Below are 22,859 nucleotides of genomic sequence, written 5' to 3' on the forward strand. Positions count from 1 at the left end.
TCTCCCGATCGGACTTTCACCGACTAGATTCTGTGTCCTTAGCTGGACACGCCGATGCGCCACCTCTTCAAATATACTTTTAACGCCTCATTAGGGAGATCAAAACGGTTGCTAATGATGAGGTAAGCACCCCGGTACTCGGCGGCTTGCTGTACCCCATCCTGGGCAAGAAGCGGGTCTTTGGTAATGTAACAAACAGTATAATAGATATCCGCATAGTGTGCTTCGCATAATCTTTCGAACATCTCTATGGAAATCGGGTTTTGGTCTTCGATATTGGACACAGCCTCTCCCCCTCTCTCAAGGTAAGGAATTCTAAAAATATTTTAACATTTTCTCCGAAAAGATGTAACCAAAATATGTCCTCAGATACTCTATATGGTAGAAGACCAAAAAATCGTATATTGCAAGGAAGTGATCATAATGAAATGGCATTAGCTCGGCACGATATCGGATCGATTAAAACACCATATTGACCCATAAAGCCATGAAAAACTCTAGCTTTACACGATACTTCACTACTCTCAATTTATTTATTTCTAAATAGTAGCCTTACAAGACGTTAAATGACTATATGTTTTACACAGGAATTATACCAATGCTTCGTACTGCGTACTCTGGCATCTTCAAGGTGGTAGTCACACTTCTTACGTTTATAGGAACGCTCCGAGGATGAACGTTTCTTGTACTTCTTCCTCCAGATGGCTGAGTCACGTGGCGGGGCCCTAAAGAGTATTAGATTTTCCTCAAACGTCGTATAAACAACACGGCCATACGGTAAAGAAGAACATGGCTTAGGGTTTTGACACCTAGCTGCTTTCCCGACCGCTACCGGACAACGCCATTTGGTTCTCCTGCGTTTAAGGTTTCGCCCATTGTAAGCCATCGGAAATCCACATTTGCAGATAGGTACTCCCGGTGGTGTAAGATTAAACTTCTCATGCTCAGGGTCAGATTTTCTCGGGGATTAGCAGCAATAATGGGGGTGATGTCCCACGAATCAAGTAAACAGGAAATGGGAGAGGCATCATGGGCAGAGTCCAGGCTTAACTCAGCGAAGGAAAACTCCGGATACAACTTACGAGCTCTGTCTTCGGAAGATTTTCCGAGAGCGCACTTAACGATGAGAGGGGTAATTTAAGTGAAAAAGTATATTGGTTTAATGGGTGTTTTGTTAATTCTAATGTCATTGATTTTTTCCCCAATAGCAAATGCAGCTAATCTGGATCCCAGTAAATTAACAATGGCGGAAATAGAAAGAGAAAGAAACAGTCACCCTAGTATTAATGAGAAACAAAAAGCTCTTTTGAAAGCTTATGGAGTTACGGAAGATAAAATCAAATCTATTACAAGACGCGAAATCAGTGATATATTGCTTTTTGGTCATATAGTTAATCCCGAATATATCCAACCTTATCTTGTTAGCAAAAAAGAAGTAATGGATGGCTTTAAGAAAACGGAATTTATTCGAAATGAACAAGCTTTGCGTTTTGAACAAAATGGTTTAACTTTAAGTGATTTAGCATTGATATCAAATAATTACACCCTAGAAGAAATTGCAAAAATGCCAATCTCCACTATAAAAGAGACTATCAAAAAATCTAAATCTTCTATATATTTAGATCCAGTAAGCAGTCGTTTTAGGATTCAAAGTCGTTTTAGGATTCAAACTATAACACCTAATCTTTATACAAGATTTAACAAAGAAGATATTAACGCCTCAGAGTCTGGTTCTTATGTTTACCTTCACAAAGATTCAATGGATACAGAATATTCGTCGATTGCTACATCTAACCATATAACCGAGGTATCGGGTTATGTCCAAAATGCTTATACAATAGGGAAACACCTTTTCGCAGGTCCAAGCCAAGGGATTACATTGTCAAATGACCAGTATGCATATAATTTATTTGGAGAACTTACCGAAAGCAGTAGCGGTAATATCGTTCATGAAGGCGTTGATTACAGAAGATATGAAGGAGCGCCTGTTTGGAGTCTCGCAGAAGGGGTTATAAATAACAAAGCATCTGAATTAGGTGGCACCACGGTTGCAGTTTACAATCCTTTCTATGATGTTACCGTAATTTATATGCATTTAAAAAATGTTAGTCTTAGCAATGGAGAATATGTTAGCAAAGATACCTCTTTTGCTCAACAGGGTTTATATCAATCTGGTTCAATTAGTAACTCACATGTACATGTCGAAGTAAGAAACGGCAGACAAACTTCTGGTAATCCTGGATCAGGTGAAACTCTATCGTCAACCAGACCATATGGAATTTTGCTCTGGTTAATGTGGGACTAATCACACAGTTTTTTAAGATGAAGATGGGTACATGTATTTGTTATCCATCTTCAAATATGTAATAAATAAGGTGATATAACAAATCAAGTAAAAAGTTTGAACCCGTAAAAGTTATTGTAGATAATAGGCGAAGTATTCCCGGTATTTCTACAGATATTGGGAATAAAGGAGCAGACTCTGTAACGGTTGTTCAATCAATATCGCAAAGAGATAGCGAATGCGTTCCCCGGTAGTAGAAACATAAGCCTGCAGACAAAGAGCCTATTCACACTCTCCCTAGGCCCGACTTGATTTTGCTATATCGACCAATAGAAATATATTGTGATTTGGCGTTGGCTGTCAATCAATGGAAGAAAATCGGTTCTTTTATCAATAGAAAAAGTCGATAGCGACAAGTTAGTAAAAGAAGTGTAGAAAATCTCTATAATTGCAAGAGACAAAAATGCAAAAAGAGTGTATGTTTTAATTGGAAAGGGGTATGGAGCATACAAAGCAATGAGACCTAGCTTCTTTGCGGGAACTTGTTCCCGAAGGAAAAGGATAATAGTTACCTCATGGCAGTATGTGATAAAAAGGCGACATCACTTGGGTCTACACAATAGATTTAGAAGTTGTTGAAATAGACGGAGTTCTATTTTTGAACGATTTATACCCAGCCTTTGAAAGGAGATAAAGTATTGTACAATAATAAAAGACTTTTATTAATAATATTGGGGTTAATTTTACTTTTGGTAGGATGTTCTCAAGAGAAAAGCACTTTTAATCAAATTAATCCGTTAAACAGAGATGAAATCCATTTAATCAAGCTAACCATAGGTAATTCATCACCCACAAGGGAAATTATGAATCCATCACTTATTACTTCAATCCTTTATAATCTAAATAAAATTACCTATTCAAAAATGAGTGTAAAAGAAGAAAAGACCTCCTTGGATAATGGTAAGAAATTCTCCCTAATTTCTACTTATGTATTAGAGTTTATGAAGGAAAAGAATGATAAGGTCCAATTATATATCATTCTAACTTCGGATAAAGAATTACTATTAGCCGATGCGAAGACTTTGCAGAGCAATAATAGGACGGTTTTATATATCAATGAAACTGATAAAACCTCACTAGAAGCGGTAAACTCAATTTATTCTAATATTAAAAACTTAGTGACTGAGTATGCAGAAACGGAACAATTTATTAAAAAGGCAGGAGAAAAAGGACTAACTGAGAGTATGCTTAGAACATTAGGTAATTTAGGTTACACAAGGGAAGAAATACTTAATCTCCCCACAGATGTAATTGCTCAGATTTTTGCACCAGGAACCCCCTTGGATGGTGCTGGACAATTCCAACCAACGGACACTCAAACAAAAGAACTAAATAAACGTGGTATTGATACTCACATGAGCTTAATCCTGGGAAACCTAGGATACGATTTTAATGAGATGTTGAATATTACGCCTGAAGAATTAGATTTTATTTTCCCAAATACAGAATTGATGGCTAACTTGATACAAAAAGGATTTACCGAACAACAAGTTCAAAGTTTAGTCGACCAAGGCAAATCTTTCAAAGAAATTATCAGAAATGCGTTAAATCAATAGTTATTAAGCCAATTCTCCCTCAATCCGTTTGGCCCGCTCCTCAACCTCCTGGCAAATCCGCTTCTCGTCCAGGGTGAGGAGTTTTCTTTCTTCCATGAGAATCTTGCCGTCTACGATAACGGTGCGGACATCCCCGGCGTGAGCCGAGTACACCAGGTGGGCTGGGATAGAAAAGCGTGGGTAAAAATGCGGCTGATCCAGGTTAATGCTGATAAGGTCAGCCTTAAAGCCCGGAGCCAGCATCCCCACTTCTTCCAGACCCAGAGCCTTGGCCCCGCCGATAGTGGCCATTTCCAGGACTTCATAGGCCGGCAGTGCGGTTGGGCCGGCCTTTAGCTTTTGCTGGAACGCCGCGGAACGCATTTCACCGAAAAGATCAAGGTTGTTATTGCTGGAAGCCCCGTCCGTGCCTAAACCTACAGTAATGCCGCGGGCCCGCAGTTCAGGGATCGGGGCCGTGCCGCTGTTCAGTTTCATGTTGCTTTCCGGATTATGGGCCACTGCCACTCCCTTGGAAGCGAGAATCTCCATATCCTTTTCCGTTAAGTGGACACAGTGGGCGGCCACCACCTGCCCCCCGAAAAGCCCGAGCCCGTCCAGCCACTCGACCGGGGTTTTGCCGTACTGGTCGTGGATAATCTTGATTTCGTCCTGGGTTTCCGCCACATGAATGTGGATTCCGACCCCGTGGCGGTCAGCTTCTGCCTTAACTTCCTGCAGAAAATCCCCGGAGCATGTGTAGGGAGCGTGCGGGCCGAACATCACCCGGATGCGCCCTTCCCCTGCCTTATGATAACGCTGAATCAGCTCTATATTCTCCGCTAAGGCTTTGCGTCCGTTGGGCCCGTTCCCGATCAGGCCACGGGATATGACAGCCCGTGTTCCGGCCTTGAGTGCCGCTTCCGCGACCTGGTCCATCGACGCGTACATGTCGAGCATGGTGGTGGTGCCGGAGCGGATCATTTCGCACAAAGCCAAAGCCGTGCCCCAATAGATGTCTTCATCTGTGAGCTTCTCCTCAAACGGCCAGACCTTGGTTTCCAGCCAGGGCATCAATGGCAGGTCATCGGCATAACTGCGCAAAAGGGTCATCGCCGCATGGGTATGGGTATTGATGAGCCCCGGCATAAACACATCATCCGGATAGTCCAGTATCCTGTCAGGTTCAAAACCGGCCGGAGCTGAGCCCCGCTCCCCTACCGAGAGAATCCGGTCTCCCTCGATAGCAATCTCTCCGTCCCGATAAAAAACATCTGCCCCCGTCATCGGCAGAACCATCCCACGCAGCAAAATTTTCATACCGAAACCCTCCCCGCAAATTAGTTTCCCGACAAGCATATTAACCACTAACTTTTTAACCCCCAGGTGGCTGCTGCAAAAGCTTAGGTTACCGTTTGAGCAGAGGAGCGTTAAGCGAGAGCAGTCGGCGTAGCGATAAAACGCACCGACGGTTTACATGCAGTAATACCAAAGGGTTTCGGATGCGTTAGCGAAGCCGACAAACGAGTAGCTCCGGCGCGTGGTAAGCGTGCTTTGCAGCCGCCACCTTACCTTTGCCCATAACGATGCAAATACCCATACCGCATCTTATCAATATCTTCCTGGTCTAACAAAACAGGAGTGCCGAGCAGGCGCGCTATAAGGTTGATGTGTGCGGCCTTCTCGACGATCTGGCAGACTTTTAAGGCTTCTTTAAGGCTCGGTCCCACACCCACCAGCCCGTGGTTGGCGAGAAGGACCGCATTTTTCTGCCCAAGAGCGCGCACAGCCGCCACCCCTAATTCCCGCGTGCCGGGGAATACATAGTCAGCGGTGGCTACCGCCCCGCCCACAATCTGGGCTAAGTCTTCCACGACCGCCGGAATCTCCGCTCGGGTGACGGCGTGGGCTGTGGCATAAACGGAATGTGTATGGATAATCCCTATAACGTCTGGCCGTTGTTCGTATATGTAAGCATGAAGCATGGATTCCGTAGAGGGCTTGCGCACACCCTTTAAGACCTGGCCCTTGGCATCCAGCAGAACCAGGTCATCCTCGGTCAGTGTCAGATAATCCATGCCGCTCGGAGTAATCCAGAAACCCAGTCTTTCCTCATCCCAAACGGAAAGGTTGCCCCAGGTGCCCGCCACCAGTCCGCTGGCGAGTACTTCCCGTCCCGTTTGCAGCAGTTCTTGCTTTAGGCTCATGAGCGCACCATCACCTTAAGCAGGTTGACGGAGTAAGGCGGAGACACAATTCCCTTCTCCGTAATGATCCCGGTAATATACTTGGCCGGCGTAACATCAAAAGCGGGATTGTATACTTCCACATCCGGCGGAGCCACCGGCACCCCGAACACTTCCCGGATTTCCTGGGGGGAACGCTCTTCGATCGGAATCTCCTGCCCGCTCGGAACTTTTAAGTCAATCGTCGAGGTAGGAGCCGCCACATAGAAGGGAATGCTGTGCGCCTGGGCTAAGACGGCCAGGGAATAAGTGCCGATTTTATTGGCTGTATCCCCATTGGCTGCAATCCGGTCTGCCCCGACGATCACCAGGTCAATTTTTCCTTGCTGCATTAAGCTTCCGGCCATATTGTCCGCGATCAGGGTGACCGGAATTTTATCCTGCATCAATTCCCAGGTGGTTAGGCGTGCTCCTTGCAAAAACGGGCGCGTCTCATCCGCATACACATGAATCTTCTTCCCGGAAGCATGCGCTGCCCGGATAATTCCGAGAGCCGTACCGTACTCGACGGTTGCCAAAGCTCCCGCATTGCAGTGAGTCAGAATATCGGCATCTTCCGGAACCAAAGAGTTGCCGTGCTCTCCTAACAAGCGATTCATGCGCCGGTCGTCTTCAGCGATGCTGTCAGCTTCGGCGATCAAAGCCTGCCTGATTTCATCCAGGTCTTCCTTATCGCGCTCTTCCCGCAAACGGTCCTCCATCCGCCGTAAGGCCCAGAACAGATTAACCGCTGTCGGGCGGGTCGCCGCCAACCGGTTTTTGACTGCTTCCATATAGTCATCAAATTCCGCACGCGGACCGTTAAAATTTATCGCCCCTAGAGCATAGCCGTAGGCAGCGGCCGCACCGATCGCCGGGGCCCCGCGCACTTCCATGCGTTCAATTGCTTCCGCTACCTCTTCATACGATTTTGCTTCCCTAAAAAGAGTTTGAAGCGGGAGTTTCGTCTGATCGAGAATCCTAAGCCCATTGCCCATCCATTCGATCGCTTTCACTTCCCGACCTCCTTTCTCAAATACAGACCCTGCTGCCGCCTGTAAGACTGCAGTAGGACAACAACCGTACTGCTCTACCTTGTTAACTAACTATCGCACCTTTAGCCATACCAGGAAGTCCTCAAAATGTTTTCACCGGTTCTCTCATTCCTGAGTACTGACTCCTGACTTCTGAGTACTGACCTATTAATCAGGCAAAATAGCAATCCTACCCCTCCGCCCCAGCAAACAACGCTGCCGCAAAATCCTCCGGAATAAACGGGCGCAGGTCTTCCATGCCCTCTCCGATTCCGATCCATTTCACCGGAATTCCGATCTCTCCCTGAATTCCCAGCACCACCCCGCCTTTGGCCGTCCCGTCCAGCTTGGTGAGTACGATGCCGGTAACTCCGGCCACCTCCTGAAACAGTTTGGCCTGCTGCAAAGCGTTCTGGCCGGTGGTAGCATCCAGCACCAACAAGACTTCATGGGGAGCCTCCGGGATTTCCCGGGAAATTACCCGCTTCACCTTGCGCAGTTCTTCCATCAGATTTACTTTATTGTGCAGGCGTCCGGCCGTGTCCATAATCACCACGTCCACCCCGCGCGATTTGGCAGCCTGGATGGCGTCATAAGCCACAGCCGCAGGATCTGCCCCTTCTTTCTGCTTGATCACTTCCGTGCCGCTGCGCGCGCCCCATACCTCCAGCTGGTCGATGGCTGCCGCCCGGAAGGTGTCGCCCGCCGCCAGGAGCACTCTTTTTCCTTCCTGGCGCAGGTGGTTGGCCAGTTTGCCGATGGTGGTGGTTTTTCCGACCCCGTTTACTCCCACCACTAAGATAATGCTTGGTCCCCCTGCGGCTAAATTAAGGGACTGCTGCTCGCCCAGCAACTGGGCTATCAGTTCTCTCAGCACCGTTTGCAGTTCGCCGGCCTCGGATATTTTCCGTTTTTTCACCTCTTCCCGCAAACGCCGGACCAGCTCTAAGGAGGTATTCACCCCCACATCGGAGCGAATTAGAAGTTCTTCCAATTCTTCATATAAATCTTCATCTATCTTCGTACGGCCGGTAAACAGTTCTTCCACCTTTTGCACGAAGTTTTCCCGTGTCTTCGTTAACCCGGCTTTCAGCTGGGCAAAAAATCCTGCCATATTATGCCTTCCTCCCTAGAGGGATGTTTGCCGCTATTTTATCACAATTCCTCCCTTCGCTCAATTAAGCCGAAGCATTCTCATCCCACGGCTCCTCCATCTTCACCGTCAAGAGCTTGGACACCCCGGATTCTTCCATCGTGATGCCGCACAGGACATCCGCCGCTTCCATGGTGCCTTTGCGGTGGGAGATTACGATGAATTGCGTGGAATGAGACAAACGCCTGAGATATTCCGCAAAACGTGCAACATTGGCATCATCGAGCGAGGCCTCAATCTCGTCCAGCACACAGAACGGGCTTGGCTTCACCCGCAATAAGGCAAAGAGCAGGGCGATGGCTGTCAAGGCTCTTTCCCCGCCGGAGAGCAGGGACAAAAGCTGAAGCTTCTTGCCCGGAGGCTGGGCCACGATCTCGATCCCCGTTTCCAGCAGATTATCCGGGTCCACCAGCCGCAGTTCAGCCTGTCCCCCGTGAAAGAGTTCCTTAAACACCTCGCTGAAAGCCTCGCGTACCGCCTCAAACCCAACCTGGAAGCGCTCACTCATCGTTTTATCCAGTTCCGCAATTAAGGCGCGCAAAGTCCGGTGGGCATCGACCAGATCCCGGTGCTGGGCCGTTAAAAACTCATGCCTTTGCACCAGCTTGGGATATTCTTCGATAGCCGCCTGGTTGACCGGCCCGATTTCTTCGATTGCAGTTCTTATTTCCTGAATTCTTTGGGCCAGGTGTTCCCGGCTGTAAGCCGTACGTTCCTGGCTCTGACTGTTCTTCAGCTCTTTGGCCTCTTCCCAGCTAAGCTCAAAGTCCTCGGCCAGGTGTTTAAGACCGCTCTCCCATTCCGCTTCCAGGCGGGCTAAGCGCACTTCCAGCGCGTGCAGCTTCTGCTCGAGTTCCTGCACCTCCCGGCGCCTGCTCAGGAGTTCTTCCTCCCGCTGAACCCCCGCCGCCGAGCGCGCTTCTTTCTCCAGCCTTACCCGAACCAGGGCTTCCTGTTCAGATCTTAACCTTTCCCGGGCATCCGCCAGACCCTGTTCGAGTTGTTCCTGCTCTCTCTCAATCACTGCGAGTGCCTGGCGGAGCTTCTCTTCGTCAGCCTGCCTGGCCGCGAGGGCGTTCTCAGTCTCTTCGAGGGCCAGGCGTTCTGCGGACAGGAGCGCTTCAGCCTGGGCCAATTCCTGCTCCCACTTGGCAGCTTGAACCTTGCTCTCCGTCAGTTCGCCGGTCAACACTTCAATCCCGGCGGCCGTCTCTTTGGCCAGTTGTTCCCGGCGGGCTAAATCCTGGCGCAGGGTACCTGCCCGCTCTTCAATCTCGGCTAAGGCAGCCTCAGCCCGGTTGAAGGCAGCCGTTGTTTCCTGCTGCCGCATTTCACTCTCTTGCCGGCGGAGCCCGAGAAGCTTCAGTTCATCGCCCAGCCTTTTAAGCTGCTGGCGCACTTGTTCCATCTGCGTGCCGAGGACGGCCTTTTCCTCCCTCAGTTCTCTGCCTGTGCTGTCCAAAGCCCCCTGTTCCGACTCTGCCTGTTCCAGATGCGCACGCACCCGGACCAGCTTTTGTTCCTGTATCTCTTTCTGCTGTTCAAGGCTTGCCAGCGCTTGCACCAATTCTTTAAGCTCGCGCGCCCGGGTCAGGAAATTGGGGCCCCGGCGCTGGACACTGCCCCCGGTAAGGGAGCCGCCTGGATAAATCTGATCCCCGTCCAAAGTGACGATCCGGACCTTATACCCGCTGGCACGGGCAATCCGGGTTGCCGTCTCCATGTCGCTTGCGACCAAGGTGCGCCCTAAGACAAAGTCCACGGCAGGACGGTACTTTTCCGCCGCCTCGACTAAGGCAGCGGCCACGCCGATAAAGCCGGGGTCGCTCTTGACCGCGCGCTCCGGTTCCAATCTGCTCCCCTGTATCACATCCAGGGGCAGAAACGTCGCCCGCCCCAGGTTCTGCTCCTTTAAGTAGGCAATACTGGCTTTAGCTGCATCCAAACTCTCCGCAACCACACTTTGCAGGCTGCCGCCTGCGGCTGTTTCGACGGCCAGTTCGTACCGCCCTTCAACGCTTACCAAGTCGGCTACCGTGCCGCAAAGGCCGCTGCAGGCCTTTACTCCCTGTTTTTTCGCCAGGAGCACCTCGCGCACCCCGCGCTGGTACCCCTCCAGGGAATCTTCCAGTGCTTTCAGCGCCTGGTATTTGGCCTTGGTCTGCTCCAGCCGCCGGCCCAAATCCCGCTCGGCCCGGTTTTCGGCCGTTAAGGCCTGTTCCAGCTCAGCCAGCTTTTGCCGGCAGGTTTCCTGCTGCCGGGCGTATTCCTCTTCCTTATGTTCAATCTGCTTCAGAGATGAGCCTAAATCCGCCTCGCTCGCGGTCAGTTCCTGAACCTGAGCTTTTTTGGCGCCGCCCTCCGCTGAGATTTGTTCCAATTCTTGGTTGACGGCTGCCAGGTTATGCTTACATTCCGTGAGTTCATTGGAACAGCGGCTTTGGGCAGCTAGAACCTCAAATAGCTCCGCCTTCAAGCGCTCCAGTTCATTTACTCCGTGGCTGTCTTTCAGCTCCTGCAGCCGCTCTTCTTTGTCTTTAAGCCGAGCCAAAGCATCTTTAACCGTAGCCTTGAGCACGCTGCGGCGTCCGGCCAGGGACTCAATCTTCTCCTGAATCCGCGTGCGCTTCTTTTCTTCTTCCCCGCACTCGGCCGCTGCCCGCTGCAGCTGCTGGAAGGTATGCTGAGCCCGCTCCTGAATGAGCTTCAGATCAGCCTCGGCCCGCTGGCTCTGCTGCTCCGCGGCAAATACCGCCTGCTGCTGCTCCTGAAGGCGCTCTTCCGCCCGGTTTAAAGCCAGTCTGTCCTCCAAGGCCAGGGCTTCCGCGCGGGCCAGTTCTGCCTGGGCCTGGGCTTGGGCGTCGATGAATCCGGCTTGCTCCTGCCGGGCCTTGGCCGCTTTCTCCTCCACCCCGCTCAGTTCCGACACCGCCAGCTCGATTTCCAGGCGGCGCTTTTCCTCCGCCAGTTCAAGGCAGCGCCTGGCCGCCTCAGCCTGAGCCCCCAAGGGCTCCAATTGAGTTTCAAGCTCCTGTTTGATATCCTCAAGTCGCTCCAGGTTGCGCTCCGTATCCTCAAGCCGCTTCAGCGCTTCCCGTTTGCGTAACCGGTACTTGCTGATTCCGGCTGCTTCTTCGATCAGAAAGCGCCTGTCCTCCGCTTTGGAATTCAATATTTCTTCCACCCGGCCTTGCCCGATAATGGAAAAGCCCTCTTTGCCCGCTCCGGTATCCATAAAGAGCTCATGGATATCTTTCAGGCGGCAGGGTGCCTTATTGATAAAATACTGCCCTTCCCCGTCCCGGTAAACCCGCCGGGTGATCGTAACTTCCCGGAAGTCCAAGGGAAAGAGCCCGCTCGTATTGTCAAACACCAGCGTGACCTCTGCCATGCCCACCGAACGGCGGCGGGAGCTCCCGGCAAAAATCACATCTTCCATTTTGCTGCCACGCAGGCTTTTGGCGCTCTGCTCCCCCAAAACCCAGCGCAAAGCATCCACTACATTGCTTTTGCCGCTCCCGTTCGGTCCCACGATCACGCTTAATCCGGGGCTCAGTTCGAGCCGGATGCGGTCGGCAAAAGACTTAAACCCCTGAATTTGTATTTCTTTCAAAAAAACAGGGAGTTCAGCGCCCATTGCTCTCCCTCCCCCATTGTTCCAAAACTTGTTGTGCGGCCTGTTGTTCCGCTTCCTTTTTGGTACGCCCGCTCCCGGTGGCCATCAGTTTGCGGTTGAGATAAACCCCCGCCGTAAACTCTTTGCAATGATCCGGCCCCTCTTCGGCCAGAATCCGGTACGATACTTCCTGCTCTTCCCGCTGCGCTTTCTCCTGCAGCATGGTCTTATAATCCCCGTAATTTCCTTTGGCCACTTCCTCAATCGCAGGCTTTAAAAGGCCGATGACAATCCGGCGCGCTTCAGCCAAACCGTATTTGAGGTAAATGGCCCCGATCACCGCTTCCCAGGCGTCGGCCAATATCGAGGGGCGCTCTCTCCCTCCGGAGGCTTGCTCCCCCCGCCCCAGCAGAAGCTCGGTGCCAAGCTCGATTTCTTTCGCTTTGCGGGCCAAGGTGGTCTCATTGACCACGGCGGCCCGCATCTTGGTCAGCTCCCCTTCGGGTTTATCGGGGTAATTGAGATAAAGGTATTCCCCGACGATGAAATCCAGGATCGCATCCCCCAGAAACTCAAGCCTCTGGTTATTTTCTTTCCCGGAATCCGGGTTTTCAAAGAGAAAAGAAGGATGGGTCAAAGCCGTCACTAGGAGGTGATCCGGCTGGCCTTCCAGTCCCAGCTTATGGGTCAGGCGGTAGCCGACCCGCTTACGGGATCCTGTCTCTGTTTCCCCGTGGCCCGCTTTATCCAAGCGCACTCCGGAATTTCGGCGGTGCTTTTTCACACTGGGCACCCCTTACTCTATACAAATTTCTTGAGAATTATGGTCGCATTATGGCCGCCAAAGCCCAGGTTATTGGACATCGCAGCTTTGACTTCAACGCTGCGCGCTTCATTCGGAACGTAATCCAAGTCGCACTCCGGGTCAGGTTCCCCGTAGTTCATGGTGGGAGGAATTACTCCCCGCTCAATGGCTAAGGCTGAAATAATGGCTTCCACCCCGCCGGCTGCGCCCATCAAATGCCCGGTCATGGATTTGGTCGAGCTGACGGCTACTTTGGCCGCCGCCGGCCCGAAAACTCCCTTGATGGCAGCCGTTTCCGTGGCGTCATTAGCATCCGTGCCGGTGCCGTGGGCATTGATATAGGTCACTTCTTCCGGACTTAAGCCCGCATCAGTCAGAGCTTTGCGCATGGCTTTGGCCGCTCCTTCCCCGCCCGGAGCCGGAGTCGTAATGTGGTGGGCATCGGAAGTAGCGCCATATCCGGCCAATTCCGCATAGATATGGGCCCCCCGCTTCTGGGCGTGTTCGAGGGATTCAATAACTAGAATTCCGGCACCTTCCCCCATCACAAACCCGCTGCGCCGCCGGTCAAACGGCCGGCAAGCCTCGGCCGGGTTTTCTTTTTCCGTGGACATTGCTTTCATCGAGCAGAAGCCGGCAAAGGCCAGTTCAGTCAGGGGCGCTTCCGTCCCCCCGCTTAAGACCACATCCACTTCCCCGCTCTGAATCAGGCGCAAGGCCCGGCCAATCGCATCCGTGGCCGAAGCACAGGCCGTGGTGACCGTTAAACTCGGCCCCTGCAAGCCAAAAGTGATGGAAATGTGCCCGGCCGCCATATTGCTGATCAGCATCGGCACAAAAAACGGGCTGACCCGGCCCGGTCCTTTGGCCATTAAAACTTCTTTCTGCTCTTCGAAGGTAATCACGCCGCCGATGCCGCATCCGATAACAGCCCCGGCCCGGTCCCGGTCGATTTGTTCCAAATCGAGCCCTGAATCCTGCAGGGCCATCTTGGATGCCGCCACGGCAAACTGGGCGAAGCGGTCCATGCGCCGGCTTTCTTTCTTGTCCAGCCATTCCGTCGGTTCGAAATTCTTCACTTCCCCGGCAACCTTCGTCGGCAGGGTGCTGGTATCAAAACGGGTGGCAAAATCAATGCCCGATCTCCCGTTGACCAAATTATCCCAAAACTCCTCCAGGTTGTTGCCAACCGGGGAGATTACTCCCATTCCCGTAATCACCGCGCGGTGCTTCACTATCGTCGTCCTCCTTTATCCCTATGCTTGGAGCAGCTCTCGCTTAAGGTTTTCAAATATCTGGTGTACAGACAATATTTCTTTGATCTTATGAAATTTGGACCCGGAAAAAATCAATCCTTCTTCCACGTCTCCCGATTGCGCCTGAATCAATCGTTTTAGCACGCAGAAAGTGTGCTCGCATTCCTTAAGACAGCCGTCACAACCCTGGGGCTTGACATCGGCATTGGCTTTCAATTTCTCGGTGAAAGGATTGCGGATTCCGCGCCCAGGCAAACCCACCGGGCTGTGCACAATCACCATATCCTCTTCCTTGGCGTTTAATAAATAGTTCTTAAATTCCCGGGCGGCACTGCTTTCTTCACTCAAGGCAAAGCGGGTTCCCATCTGGACCCCGTCAGCACCCAGCTTTAAAACCTCGGCCACGTCTTCGCCGTTCACAACTCCGCCTGCGCCAATTACCGGTATTTTCACCGCTTCTTTGACTTCCGGCAGGATCTCGCGCATGGAGCGGTCTGTGCCTAAGTGGCCTCCCGCTTCCTCTCCCTCAACGATCACGGCGGCAGCACCCAGCCGTTCCGCCAGTTTAGCCAGCTTGGCTGAGGAAACAATAGGCACAACCGGGGTGTTGGTCTCCCTGCCCCAGGTGAACATATCGCGTGAAAAACCGGCCCCTGAAACCAAGAGATCGACTTTCTCTTCCAGCGCCCCTTTAACCAACTGGGCAAATTCTCTTACGGCAAACATTATATTCACTCCGATAATTCCTTTGGTGCGGCGGCGCGCCTCCCGGATTTCCGCTCTCAGTTCGGCCACAGACAGCCCGCTTCCTGCAATCAGCCCGATCCCGCCTTCTTCGGCCACCGCAGCCGCCAACGGCGCCATGGAGATGCGCACCGCCATCCCGCCTTGAATCACCGGGACTTTTGCAACCAAATCAGCCAGGCGCAGTTCAGGTATTTTCACGCCAAGTTCCTCCTTAATATTTAACAGCATCCTATTTCTCGGAATCCGTTTATATATTAACAGAATGCTTTCTGCTCTTCTTAAAAGAAAGCCCCGCAGTATTCTACGGGACCTTGGGGCTGCTACTTGTTTTCCTTAATATAGTTTACTGCGTCACCGATTGTCCGGATTTTTTCAGCGTCTTCATCCGGTATGTCCAAGTCAAACTCCTCTTCCAGAGCCATAATCAGTTCAACGATATCTAAGGAATCCGCATTTAACTCTTCGAAGGAGGTTTCCAAGGTGATCTCGCTCTCATCCACCCCGAGTTGATCGACAACGATTGACTTTACCTTATCGAAAATGGGCATTCTAATTATTCACCTCCTTCCACTGGAGTGTTGTACTTAGAATGAGGACATGCCTACATCACCATACCACCGTCAACACACAAAGTCTGTCCTGTGATATAGGATGCTGCCGGAGAAGCCAGGAATAAGACCGCCTGGGCCACTTCTGCGGGATTTCCGATCCGGCTCAGGGGAATTCCCCCCAGTATCTGGTTTTTAACCTCTTCCGCTAATGTTTCCGTCATGTCAGTCATAATATACCCGGGAGCCACGGCGTTAACCCGGATCCCGCGCGGAGCCAGTTCCTTGGCCATAGACTTGGTAAACCCAAGCACTCCCGCTTTGGCAGCCGCGTAATTGGCTTGTCCGGCATTGCCGCTTAACCCGACTACGGAAGAAATGTTGATAATAACCCCGGAGCGCTGTTTGAGCATGCCTTTGCTCACGGCTTTGGTGCACAAAAACATCCCTTTAAGGTTGGTATCCAAAACCGCATCCCAATCCGCTTCTTTCATGCGCAGGATCAGGTTGTCCCGGGTAATGCCGGCATTGTTGACCAAGATGTCCACTTTGCCGAAAGCTTCGGTCGCTGTCTTCAGCAAACGTTCAACCTCAGCCGCCTGGCTGACATCTGCCTGTACGGCCAGGGCATCGCTCCCCGCCTCCCGGATGAGCTGAACGGTTTCTTCCGCTTTGTCGGCCCGGCCTGCATAATTGACCACCACTTTAGCCCCGGCCCGCGCCAGTTCGAGAGCGATTGCCCTCCCGATTCCGCGCGCTCCGCCGGTCACGATGGCCACGCTGTCATTCAGAATCATTTTATCGACTCTCCTTTAAATATGCAAGTGACTTTTCTAAGGAAGAGAGGTCTTCTACATTCAAAAGCACGGATTGTGGAGCAATCTTTTTAATCAACCCGGTTAATACTTTGCCCGGACCGCATTCAACAAAGGTATCCACCCCTTCGGCGGCCAGATAGCGGATGGATTGCTCCCAACGCACCGGGGAACTCACTTGCTTGACCAAGGATTCGATAATTTGGACGGAGGCGGTGACCGGAGAGGCGTTCACATTGGCAATTACCGGCCGTTCCGGATCCTGCCACCGAACCGCAGAAAGCACCTCCCTGAAGCGGTTGCCCGCCGGCGTCATTAACTCCGAGTGAAAGGGACCGCTTACGGCTAAGGGCATGGCCCGTTTCGCTCCCAACTCCTTGGCCAGCTCCATCGCCCGGGATACAGCCGGGGCCGATCCGGAAATCACGATTTGCCCAGGGCAGTTATAATTGGCCGGGGAAACCGCACCGAGCTCAGACGCCCGGCGGCAGGCCTCTTCCACCCCTTCGGTGTTCAGCCCGAGGATGGCGGCCATGCTCCCCTCCCCAACCGGAACCGCGTCCTGCATCAGTTCCCCGCGCTTGCGCACCACCTGCAAGGCATCAGCCAGGGATAAACTTCCCGCTGCCACATGGGCGGAATACTCTCCCAAGCTGTGACCGGCCAGATAGTCCGCCTTGATCCCCTCCTCGGCCAGCAGCTGCCACGCCGCGACACTCACAAGCAAGATGGCAGGCTGGGTATTGGCCGTCTGCTGTAATATTTCTGCCGGGCCTTCGGCGATGATATCCAGAAACTCCTGTCCTAAAACTGCGCGGGCAGTCGCAACCGCTTCTTGCCCGGCCGGAGTTTGCCATAGTTCCCGGCCCATCCCGACATACTGGGAACCTTGACCCGGGAAAACAAAAGCGAACTTACTCATCCGAACCTCCATATATTGGGCAAGGGAACTTGCCGGTTTTATATCTTAGAAGTTAAGAGCTGATTAGCTGTGCGAGCCGCTTCAGTTCACGCTCCGCACCTTCCATGACATCACGGATGATCTCGGCTGCCGGTTCGATTTTCTTCACGGCCCCTGCGACCTGCCCGGACATGACCGAGCCGTTTTCCGTATCCCCTTCAACCATAGCCAGGCGCAAGCGCCCGGCACCGAGTTTTTCAAGTTCCGCTGCGGGGACTTGCTCCCGTTCCATGCGTGAAAACTCCCGGGTAAATTTATTTTCCAGGCAGCGCACCGGGTGTCCGGTGCTGTGCCCGGTAACGGCTGTGTCCCTGTCTTTGGCCTTCAGAATCATCTCTTTAACCTTGGGGGAAATCGTACACTCATCCGCACACATGAAGCGGGTACCCATCTGCACGCCCTCCGCGCCCAAGGCCAGCGCTGCCGCCAACCCGCGCCCGTCTACGATGCCACCGGCCGCAATCACCGGAATCTTCACCGCATCTATAATTTGCGGCACCAAGGGCAGGGTGCTGATTTCTCCGACATGCCCGCCTGATTCCATCCCTTCCGCAATCAGGGCATCCACGCCCACTTTCTCCAGGCGCCTGGCCAGGGCAACAGATGCGACCACAGGAATAACTTTGGTACCGATTTCTTTCAGCATCCCGACATATTTGCCCGGATTCCCGGCACCGGTGGTGATCACCGGCACTCTTTCCTCCACAATCACATGCATAATTTCGTCCACATAGGGTGACATCAGCATGATATTGACGCCAAAGGGTTTAGCGGTTGTGTCCTTGACTTTGCGAATCTCCCGGCGCACCCAGTCCGCCGGAGCCTGACCCGAGCCTATGATTCCCAGCCCCCCGGCTTCGGAAACAGCTGCCGCCAAATCTCCGGTCGCAGTCCAGGCCATACCCCCCTGAAAAATGGGGTATTCAATGCCCACTAAGTCGCAAAGCTTGGTTCTGATCATCCCTTATTCCCCTTTCTTGGCCCATTTCATGACGATGGCCCCCCAGGTCAAGCCTGCCCCAAACCCAACCATAACCACAATATCTCCGTACTTAATGCGTCCGGTATGCACCGCCTCATCCAAGGCTACCGGAATCGAGGCAGCCGACATATTGCCATAGCGATCCAGGTTTACGACCACCTTGTCCTGGCCAATCCCCAATCGCTTCATAGCTGCGTCAATGATCCGGATATTCGCCTGGTGCGGCACCAGAAAGTCTACATCTTCTTTGGCCAGACCCGCTTTGGTCAGGACCCGGATCGAGGCTTCACCCATGGTGCGCACGGCAAATTTGAAGGTCTCACTGCCGGCCATGTGAATGGTGTGCAGTTTATTGGAGATGGTATCAGAGGTCGACGGCTGCTTGGATCCGCCGGCCGGAACAATCAAAAGCGGCCCGCCCGAGCCGTCCGCACCCAGCTCATAGCTTAAGAAACCATACCCGTCTTCAACCGGCTGCAAAACCGCTGCCCCCGCTCCGTCACCGAAGAGAATGCAAGTTGTCCGGTCTTCCCAGTTTAACAACTTGCTCAAGGTCTCTGCCCCAATCACCAAGACATTCTGATACATTCCGGTCGCCACAAACTGGCTGCCTACGGTTACTCCATACAGAAAACCACTGCAGCCCGCTTCGAGATCAAAGGCAGCCGCCTTCTTCGCTCCCAGACGGTCGGCAACCAGGCAAGCCGTCGCCGGAAAATAGTGGTCCGGAGTCACCGTCATCACAATCACGAGATCCAGGTCTTCCGGAGATACCTTAGCATCTTCCAAGGCCCGGAGTGCCGCCTGATAGCACAGTTCCGACACCGGCGTATCCTCATCCACCATATGCCTTTCTCTGATTCCCGTCCGGGTTACAATCCACTCATCACTGGTATCTACTATTTTCTCCATGTCAAAATTCGTTAAAACCTTTTCCGGGACATATGACCCAGTTCCTGCAATTCCAACCTGACGCATTAATCAACACCCTCTTTTCTCTTAGTGTTATCCATCTATGTCTTGGGACTCAACCGCCATCTCGCGGGCGATGAGCTCGGTCAGGCCGGCCTGCACACATTCCCCGGCCACCCGGATGCCGTTAAAAATGGCTTTTTCTTTGGAGCTGCCATGGCAGACAATGCTGATTCCTTTCACACCCAAGAGGGGAGAGCCCCCATACTCGGCGTAATCCATCATGCGGGCAATTTCTTTCAGACCGGGCTTTACGGCCAGTGCCCCCAGTTTTCTCACCGGATTCGAGGTAATTTTCTCTTTAATCAGCTCAAACAATGCACCCGCCAAGCCTTCAGCAGTCTTGAGCACCACATTGCCCACAAAGCCGTCACAGACCACGACATCAGCCCGCCCATACGGGACATCCCTGCCCTCAATATTGCCGCTGAAATTCAAGCTAGATGCCTGCAGCAGCGGATAAGCCTGCTGGGTCAACTCATTGCCCTTACTTTCTTCTGTGCCGATATTGAGCAAAGCCACCCGGGGGTTCGCAATTCCCATGATCTGCTTGGCATAAATACTGCCCATCTGAGCATATTGCACTAAGTGTTCCGGTTTGGCATCCGGATTGGCGCCGACATCCAGGACTAGCTTTCCCCCGTCAAGGGTCGGAAGCACGGTCGCAATAGCAGGTCTTTCCACACCCTTGATTCTGCCTAACCCCAGCAGGGCGCCGGCCATCTGGGCACCGGTGCTCCCCGCGCTCACGACGGCATCCGCTTTGTTTTCCTTGACTAAACGGGTCGCCACTACAATCGTGGAATCCTTTTTCTTGCGTACGGCTTGAGCCGGATGTTCATCCATCCGAATCACTTCCGAGGCTTCTTCGATGGAAATGTTCTTCGGTGCATTGGTCAGCAAGGGATTAATCCGGGCGCTAGGCCCGACCAAGATTATCTCCGTCTCGGGGTAAGCCTGCGCCGCGCGCACAGCTCCTTTGACAATTTCCTCCGGTGCATAGTCCCCGCCCATCGCATCCAAGGCAATCCTCATGCTCTCACTCCCTCCCGCTGCTACTTTCCGCTGCTTCCGGAAAAGCAAATACGAACAACCGGCCTTTAAGCACTTGTTCTTCCCCGACTTTCGCCAGCACTTCAACCCAGTATTTATTATCCTTGCGCTTGCTGACTTTTCCCTCAGCCACCACTCTTTCCCCCAGATGCACCGGGCGGACGAATTTAAGACGGGTGCTCCCGGTCACAGCCACTTCGGCATCAACCACCGCAATGGCCAGCGAGTTAACCTGGGCAAACAGGTGATGGCCTCTGGCAACTCTGGCTTTTTTTAAGACCATGCTTTCATCAATGAGCAGTTCTGAACGGGCATACTCTCCGATTTTCAAATCGACCAGGCTGCCGATAATCTCTTGCTCTCCCAATGCTTTGAGGGCGCTGTAAGATTCATGCGCCACCGCCAAGGTGCGCAGGCGCACTTCCGGAATATCGAGCTTGCCCCGGTCCAGCCGGATCGTAGAAATGCTCACCCCAAATGTCTGGGCCAATTCTTCATCGGTCAGAAACGGATTTTGAGAAAGCGCTGTTTTTAAGGCCTCACGCCGTTCCAGTTTGCGAAAACGGGTCAAATCAATCACCAATTTCCTAATCTTTCTTGTGACCTGGTCACAATTATAAAGGATTAAGCCAAAGTTAGCAATAGATAAGGCAAGATTCCTTGCCCGCTCAATAAACTAAAAAGAGCCTCTGCTAAGGCTCCTTTTGAATGCTTCCGGCACAAGTCCGGATTGAACGAGACTTCATTCAGAGGGGGATTCAACCCCCACTGAATGTTAGTTCAGTGTGAAAGATTATTCCGCGACATTGACAACTTCTTTGCCATTGTAATATCCGCAGGAGGGGCATACATGGTGGGGAAGTTTCGGTTTGTGGCATTGAGGGCATTCGACGTGGTTCGGCGCGGTCAGTTTCCACATAGCCCTCCGCTTGCGCACTCTGGATTTAGATTGACGATGTTGAGCAACACCCATGGTTACACCCCCTTTAATTTCCTATCTGATCCGGTTACTCCGCCGGGTGCCACTTGGCCAGTGCTGCCAGGCGCGGATCAATGTCATCTTCGCTGCAGCTGCATTCCCCCAGGTTGAGATTGGTGCCGCAGTGGGAACACAATCCTTTACAGTCCGGCTTGCAGGTAAACTTCATCGGCAGAGATAACACGATCTGCTCCAGAATCCGCTCGTCCAGCTCCACCTGTTCTTTATCGAACAGCAAAGCATTCTCAAGCTGATCCTCTGTTGCCTTCTCGGTCGAGACCCACTCATCCTCATATTCAAGATCCAGCGGATAGCTCATCTCTTCCAGGCAACGGCTGCAATGTGCGCGCAATTGGGTTTGAATCCGGCCGCTTGCCAGGAGTTCCTTGCCCGAATTACTTACTTTCAAAGTAACATGTACCGGGGATTCAAAGACAAGATCGTCGCCGTCAAACTGAAAGGGAGGAAATTCTTCCTGCAAATCATAATGAGCGCTTGCCCCTTCAGCGCGCAAAAGCTGGGCTACATTAACTTTCATTGATACCACCTCGATACACATAGAATATTATAGTTGGCACATTTTTCTTTGTCAAGGAAAAGTCTTTGACACAAGCGCTTCGGTATCTGAAGCGATCATGAGTTCTTCGTTGGTGGGAATGACGAGGACGCGACAAGCGGCATCAGGGACCGAAATGTCTACTTCTTCCCCTCTGATTTTATTTTTTTCAAGGTCAAGCTCAATCCCGAAGGCATCCAGGTTCGCGCAGATATCTGCGCGCATGCTGCCGGAATTCTCCCCTAGGCCCGCAGTAAAGATGATCGCGTCCACTCCGTTTAAGACAGCGGCATAAGCCCCGATGTATTTTTTGACATCATGGGCAAAGATTTGGAGGGCCAGTTGAGCGCGATAGTTTCCCTTAAGGGCAGCTTCTTCGATATCTCTAAAATCGCTGCTCACTCCAGAAACTCCAAGCACCCCGCATTTTTTATTAAGAAAATCATTGACTTCATCCGAGCTTAAGTTTTCCTTTTCCATGATAAAGGCAACAATTGCGGGGTCGAGATCTCCGGAACGCGTTCCCATCATCAACCCTTCAAGCGGGGTAAAACCCATGGAAGTCTCGATGGATTTTCCTCCTTTAATGGCTGCGATCGAGGCTCCGTTTCCCAAATGACAGCTGATTAGTTTGAGCTCAGCCAGAGGTTTGCATAAAAGAATGGCAGCCCGTTGGCTGACGTACTTATGAGAGGTTCCGTGAAAGCCGTACTTGCGGATTTTATATTTTTCATAGAGTTCATAGGGCAGGCCATATAAATAAGCATACGGGGGCATCGTCTGGTGAAAAGCCGTATCAAAGACTGCAATCTGCGGAACTCCCGGCATGAGTTTACGGCAGGCTTCTATTCCTGCAATATTCGGCGGATTGTGCAGGGGAGCAAGTTCGATACATTCACGCAACCCCTGTAAGACCTCTTCATCTACGATGACTGAATGGGAGAATTTCTCCCCGCCGTGAACCACCCGGTGCCCTACGGCGGAAATATCTTCCAGTCCTTTGATCACCCCGTATTCCGGGTGAACCAAAGCTTCCAGCACTAAACTTATCCCTACCTTATGATCCGGGATATCGGCTTCGATGACTTTTTTGGCAACAGCTGCTGCACCTGCTGCAGTGCGATGCGTGAGCACCGACCCCGCCATCCCGATTCGCTCCACTAAGCCTTTGGCCAACGGATGATGGGTATCCATATCCAGTAATTGATACTTTAACGATGAACTGCCGCAATTAATAACTAAGATCTTCAACTTCGTCTCCATCTCCTTAGTGTTATG

At 52.0% G+C, this 22,859-nt stretch carries 21 protein-coding genes; 2 read left to right on the forward strand and 19 right to left on the reverse strand.

The window, feature by feature from the left end:
• Nucleotides 1–38: 38 nt before the first annotated feature.
• Entirely contained in the window at nt 39–284 is a 246-nt protein-coding gene (locus J0X21_RS08460) for a hypothetical protein (protein ID WP_206811762.1), read from the reverse strand.
• 857 nt (nt 285–1,141) lie between these two features.
• Here J0X21_RS08460 and J0X21_RS16070 point away from each other — a divergent pair.
• Both J0X21_RS16070 and J0X21_RS08470 read left to right on the forward strand, forming a co-directional pair.
• Entirely contained in the window at nt 1,142–2,305 is a 1,164-nt protein-coding gene (locus J0X21_RS16070; protein ID WP_206811763.1) for a M23 family metallopeptidase, read from the forward strand.
• 677 nt (nt 2,306–2,982) lie between these two features.
• The gene (locus J0X21_RS08470) at nt 2,983–3,900 is read left to right on the forward strand and encodes a hypothetical protein (protein WP_206811764.1); all 918 of its coding nucleotides are present in this window, start codon (nt 2,983–2,985) and stop codon (nt 3,898–3,900) included.
• Between the two features lie 3 nt (nt 3,901–3,903).
• Here the strand turns inward: J0X21_RS08470 and J0X21_RS08475 are convergent, their stop codons facing one another.
• The 18 genes from J0X21_RS08475 to J0X21_RS08560 form a co-directional block, all read right to left on the reverse strand.
• Nucleotides 3,904–5,199 (reverse strand): amidohydrolase, encoded by a 1,296-nt coding sequence (locus tag J0X21_RS08475; protein ID WP_236006162.1) that lies wholly within the window; start codon nt 5,197–5,199, stop codon nt 3,904–3,906.
• A gap of 248 nt (nt 5,200–5,447) precedes the next feature.
• Complete coding sequence (locus J0X21_RS08480) at nt 5,448–6,086, reverse strand: class II aldolase/adducin family protein (RefSeq protein ID WP_206811765.1); 639 nt, start codon at nt 6,084–6,086, stop codon at nt 5,448–5,450.
• On the reverse strand, nt 6,083–7,120 hold the full coding sequence (gene mtnA / locus J0X21_RS08485) for an S-methyl-5-thioribose-1-phosphate isomerase (protein WP_206811766.1): 1,038 nt from the start codon (nt 7,118–7,120) through the stop codon (nt 6,083–6,085). Before mtnA ends, J0X21_RS08480 begins: the two co-directional genes overlap by 4 nt.
• A gap of 208 nt (nt 7,121–7,328) precedes the next feature.
• Nucleotides 7,329–8,252 (reverse strand): signal recognition particle-docking protein FtsY, encoded by a 924-nt coding sequence (gene ftsY / locus J0X21_RS08490; RefSeq protein WP_206811767.1) that lies wholly within the window; start codon nt 8,250–8,252, stop codon nt 7,329–7,331.
• A 64-nt stretch (nt 8,253–8,316) separates the two neighbouring features.
• Nucleotides 8,317–11,928 (reverse strand): chromosome segregation protein SMC, encoded by a 3,612-nt coding sequence (gene smc, locus J0X21_RS08495; protein ID WP_206811768.1) that lies wholly within the window; start codon nt 11,926–11,928, stop codon nt 8,317–8,319.
• Nucleotides 11,918–12,598, reverse strand: a complete 681-nt coding sequence (rnc, locus tag J0X21_RS08500; protein WP_407947638.1) for a ribonuclease III — start codon at nt 12,596–12,598, stop codon at nt 11,918–11,920. The genes smc and rnc overlap by 11 nt, the downstream gene beginning before the upstream one ends.
• A gap of 110 nt (nt 12,599–12,708) precedes the next feature.
• On the reverse strand, nt 12,709–13,950 hold the full coding sequence (gene fabF, locus J0X21_RS08505) for a beta-ketoacyl-ACP synthase II (RefSeq protein ID WP_206811812.1): 1,242 nt from the start codon (nt 13,948–13,950) through the stop codon (nt 12,709–12,711).
• Nucleotides 13,951–13,968: 18 nt separating this feature from the next.
• Nucleotides 13,969–14,913 carry an NAD(P)H-dependent flavin oxidoreductase gene (locus J0X21_RS08510; RefSeq protein ID WP_206811770.1) on the reverse strand — a complete coding sequence of 315 codons (945 nt, stop codon included), beginning with the start codon at nt 14,911–14,913 and terminating at the stop codon, nt 13,969–13,971.
• Between the two features lie 122 nt (nt 14,914–15,035).
• Nucleotides 15,036–15,263, reverse strand: a complete 228-nt coding sequence (gene acpP, locus J0X21_RS08515; RefSeq protein ID WP_206811771.1) for an acyl carrier protein — start codon at nt 15,261–15,263, stop codon at nt 15,036–15,038.
• 53 nt (nt 15,264–15,316) lie between these two features.
• The gene (gene fabG, locus J0X21_RS08520) at nt 15,317–16,060 is read right to left on the reverse strand and encodes a 3-oxoacyl-[acyl-carrier-protein] reductase (protein ID WP_206811772.1); all 744 of its coding nucleotides are present in this window, start codon (nt 16,058–16,060) and stop codon (nt 15,317–15,319) included.
• Between the two features lies 1 nt (nt 16,061).
• Nucleotides 16,062–17,000 (reverse strand): ACP S-malonyltransferase, encoded by a 939-nt coding sequence (gene fabD / locus J0X21_RS08525; RefSeq protein ID WP_206811773.1) that lies wholly within the window; start codon nt 16,998–17,000, stop codon nt 16,062–16,064.
• 52 nt (nt 17,001–17,052) lie between these two features.
• Nucleotides 17,053–18,000 (reverse strand): enoyl-[acyl-carrier-protein] reductase FabK, encoded by a 948-nt coding sequence (fabK, locus tag J0X21_RS08530; protein ID WP_206811774.1) that lies wholly within the window; start codon nt 17,998–18,000, stop codon nt 17,053–17,055.
• Nucleotides 18,001–18,003: 3 nt separating this feature from the next.
• A complete protein-coding gene (locus J0X21_RS08535; RefSeq protein ID WP_206811775.1) occupies nt 18,004–18,999 on the reverse strand; it encodes a beta-ketoacyl-ACP synthase III in 996 nt (331 codons plus the stop codon).
• Between the two features lie 27 nt (nt 19,000–19,026).
• On the reverse strand, nt 19,027–20,028 hold the full coding sequence (gene plsX, locus J0X21_RS08540) for a phosphate acyltransferase PlsX (RefSeq protein WP_206811776.1): 1,002 nt from the start codon (nt 20,026–20,028) through the stop codon (nt 19,027–19,029).
• A 4-nt stretch (nt 20,029–20,032) separates the two neighbouring features.
• Nucleotides 20,033–20,617, reverse strand: a complete 585-nt coding sequence (fapR, locus tag J0X21_RS08545) for a transcription factor FapR (RefSeq protein WP_206811813.1) — start codon at nt 20,615–20,617, stop codon at nt 20,033–20,035.
• Nucleotides 20,618–20,839: 222 nt separating this feature from the next.
• The gene (rpmF, locus tag J0X21_RS08550) at nt 20,840–21,019 is read right to left on the reverse strand and encodes a 50S ribosomal protein L32 (RefSeq protein ID WP_206811777.1); all 180 of its coding nucleotides are present in this window, start codon (nt 21,017–21,019) and stop codon (nt 20,840–20,842) included.
• A 34-nt stretch (nt 21,020–21,053) separates the two neighbouring features.
• Nucleotides 21,054–21,563, reverse strand: a complete 510-nt coding sequence (locus J0X21_RS08555) for a YceD family protein (protein WP_236006163.1) — start codon at nt 21,561–21,563, stop codon at nt 21,054–21,056.
• Nucleotides 21,564–21,614: 51 nt separating this feature from the next.
• Entirely contained in the window at nt 21,615–22,832 is a 1,218-nt protein-coding gene (locus tag J0X21_RS08560; RefSeq protein ID WP_206811779.1) for an acetate kinase, read from the reverse strand.
• Nucleotides 22,833–22,859: the final 27 nt, after the last annotated feature.

The sequence above is a fragment of the Paradesulfitobacterium ferrireducens genome (assembly GCF_017310645.1).
GTDB lineage: Bacteria > Bacillota > Desulfitobacteriia > Desulfitobacteriales > Desulfitobacteriaceae > Paradesulfitobacterium > Paradesulfitobacterium ferrireducens.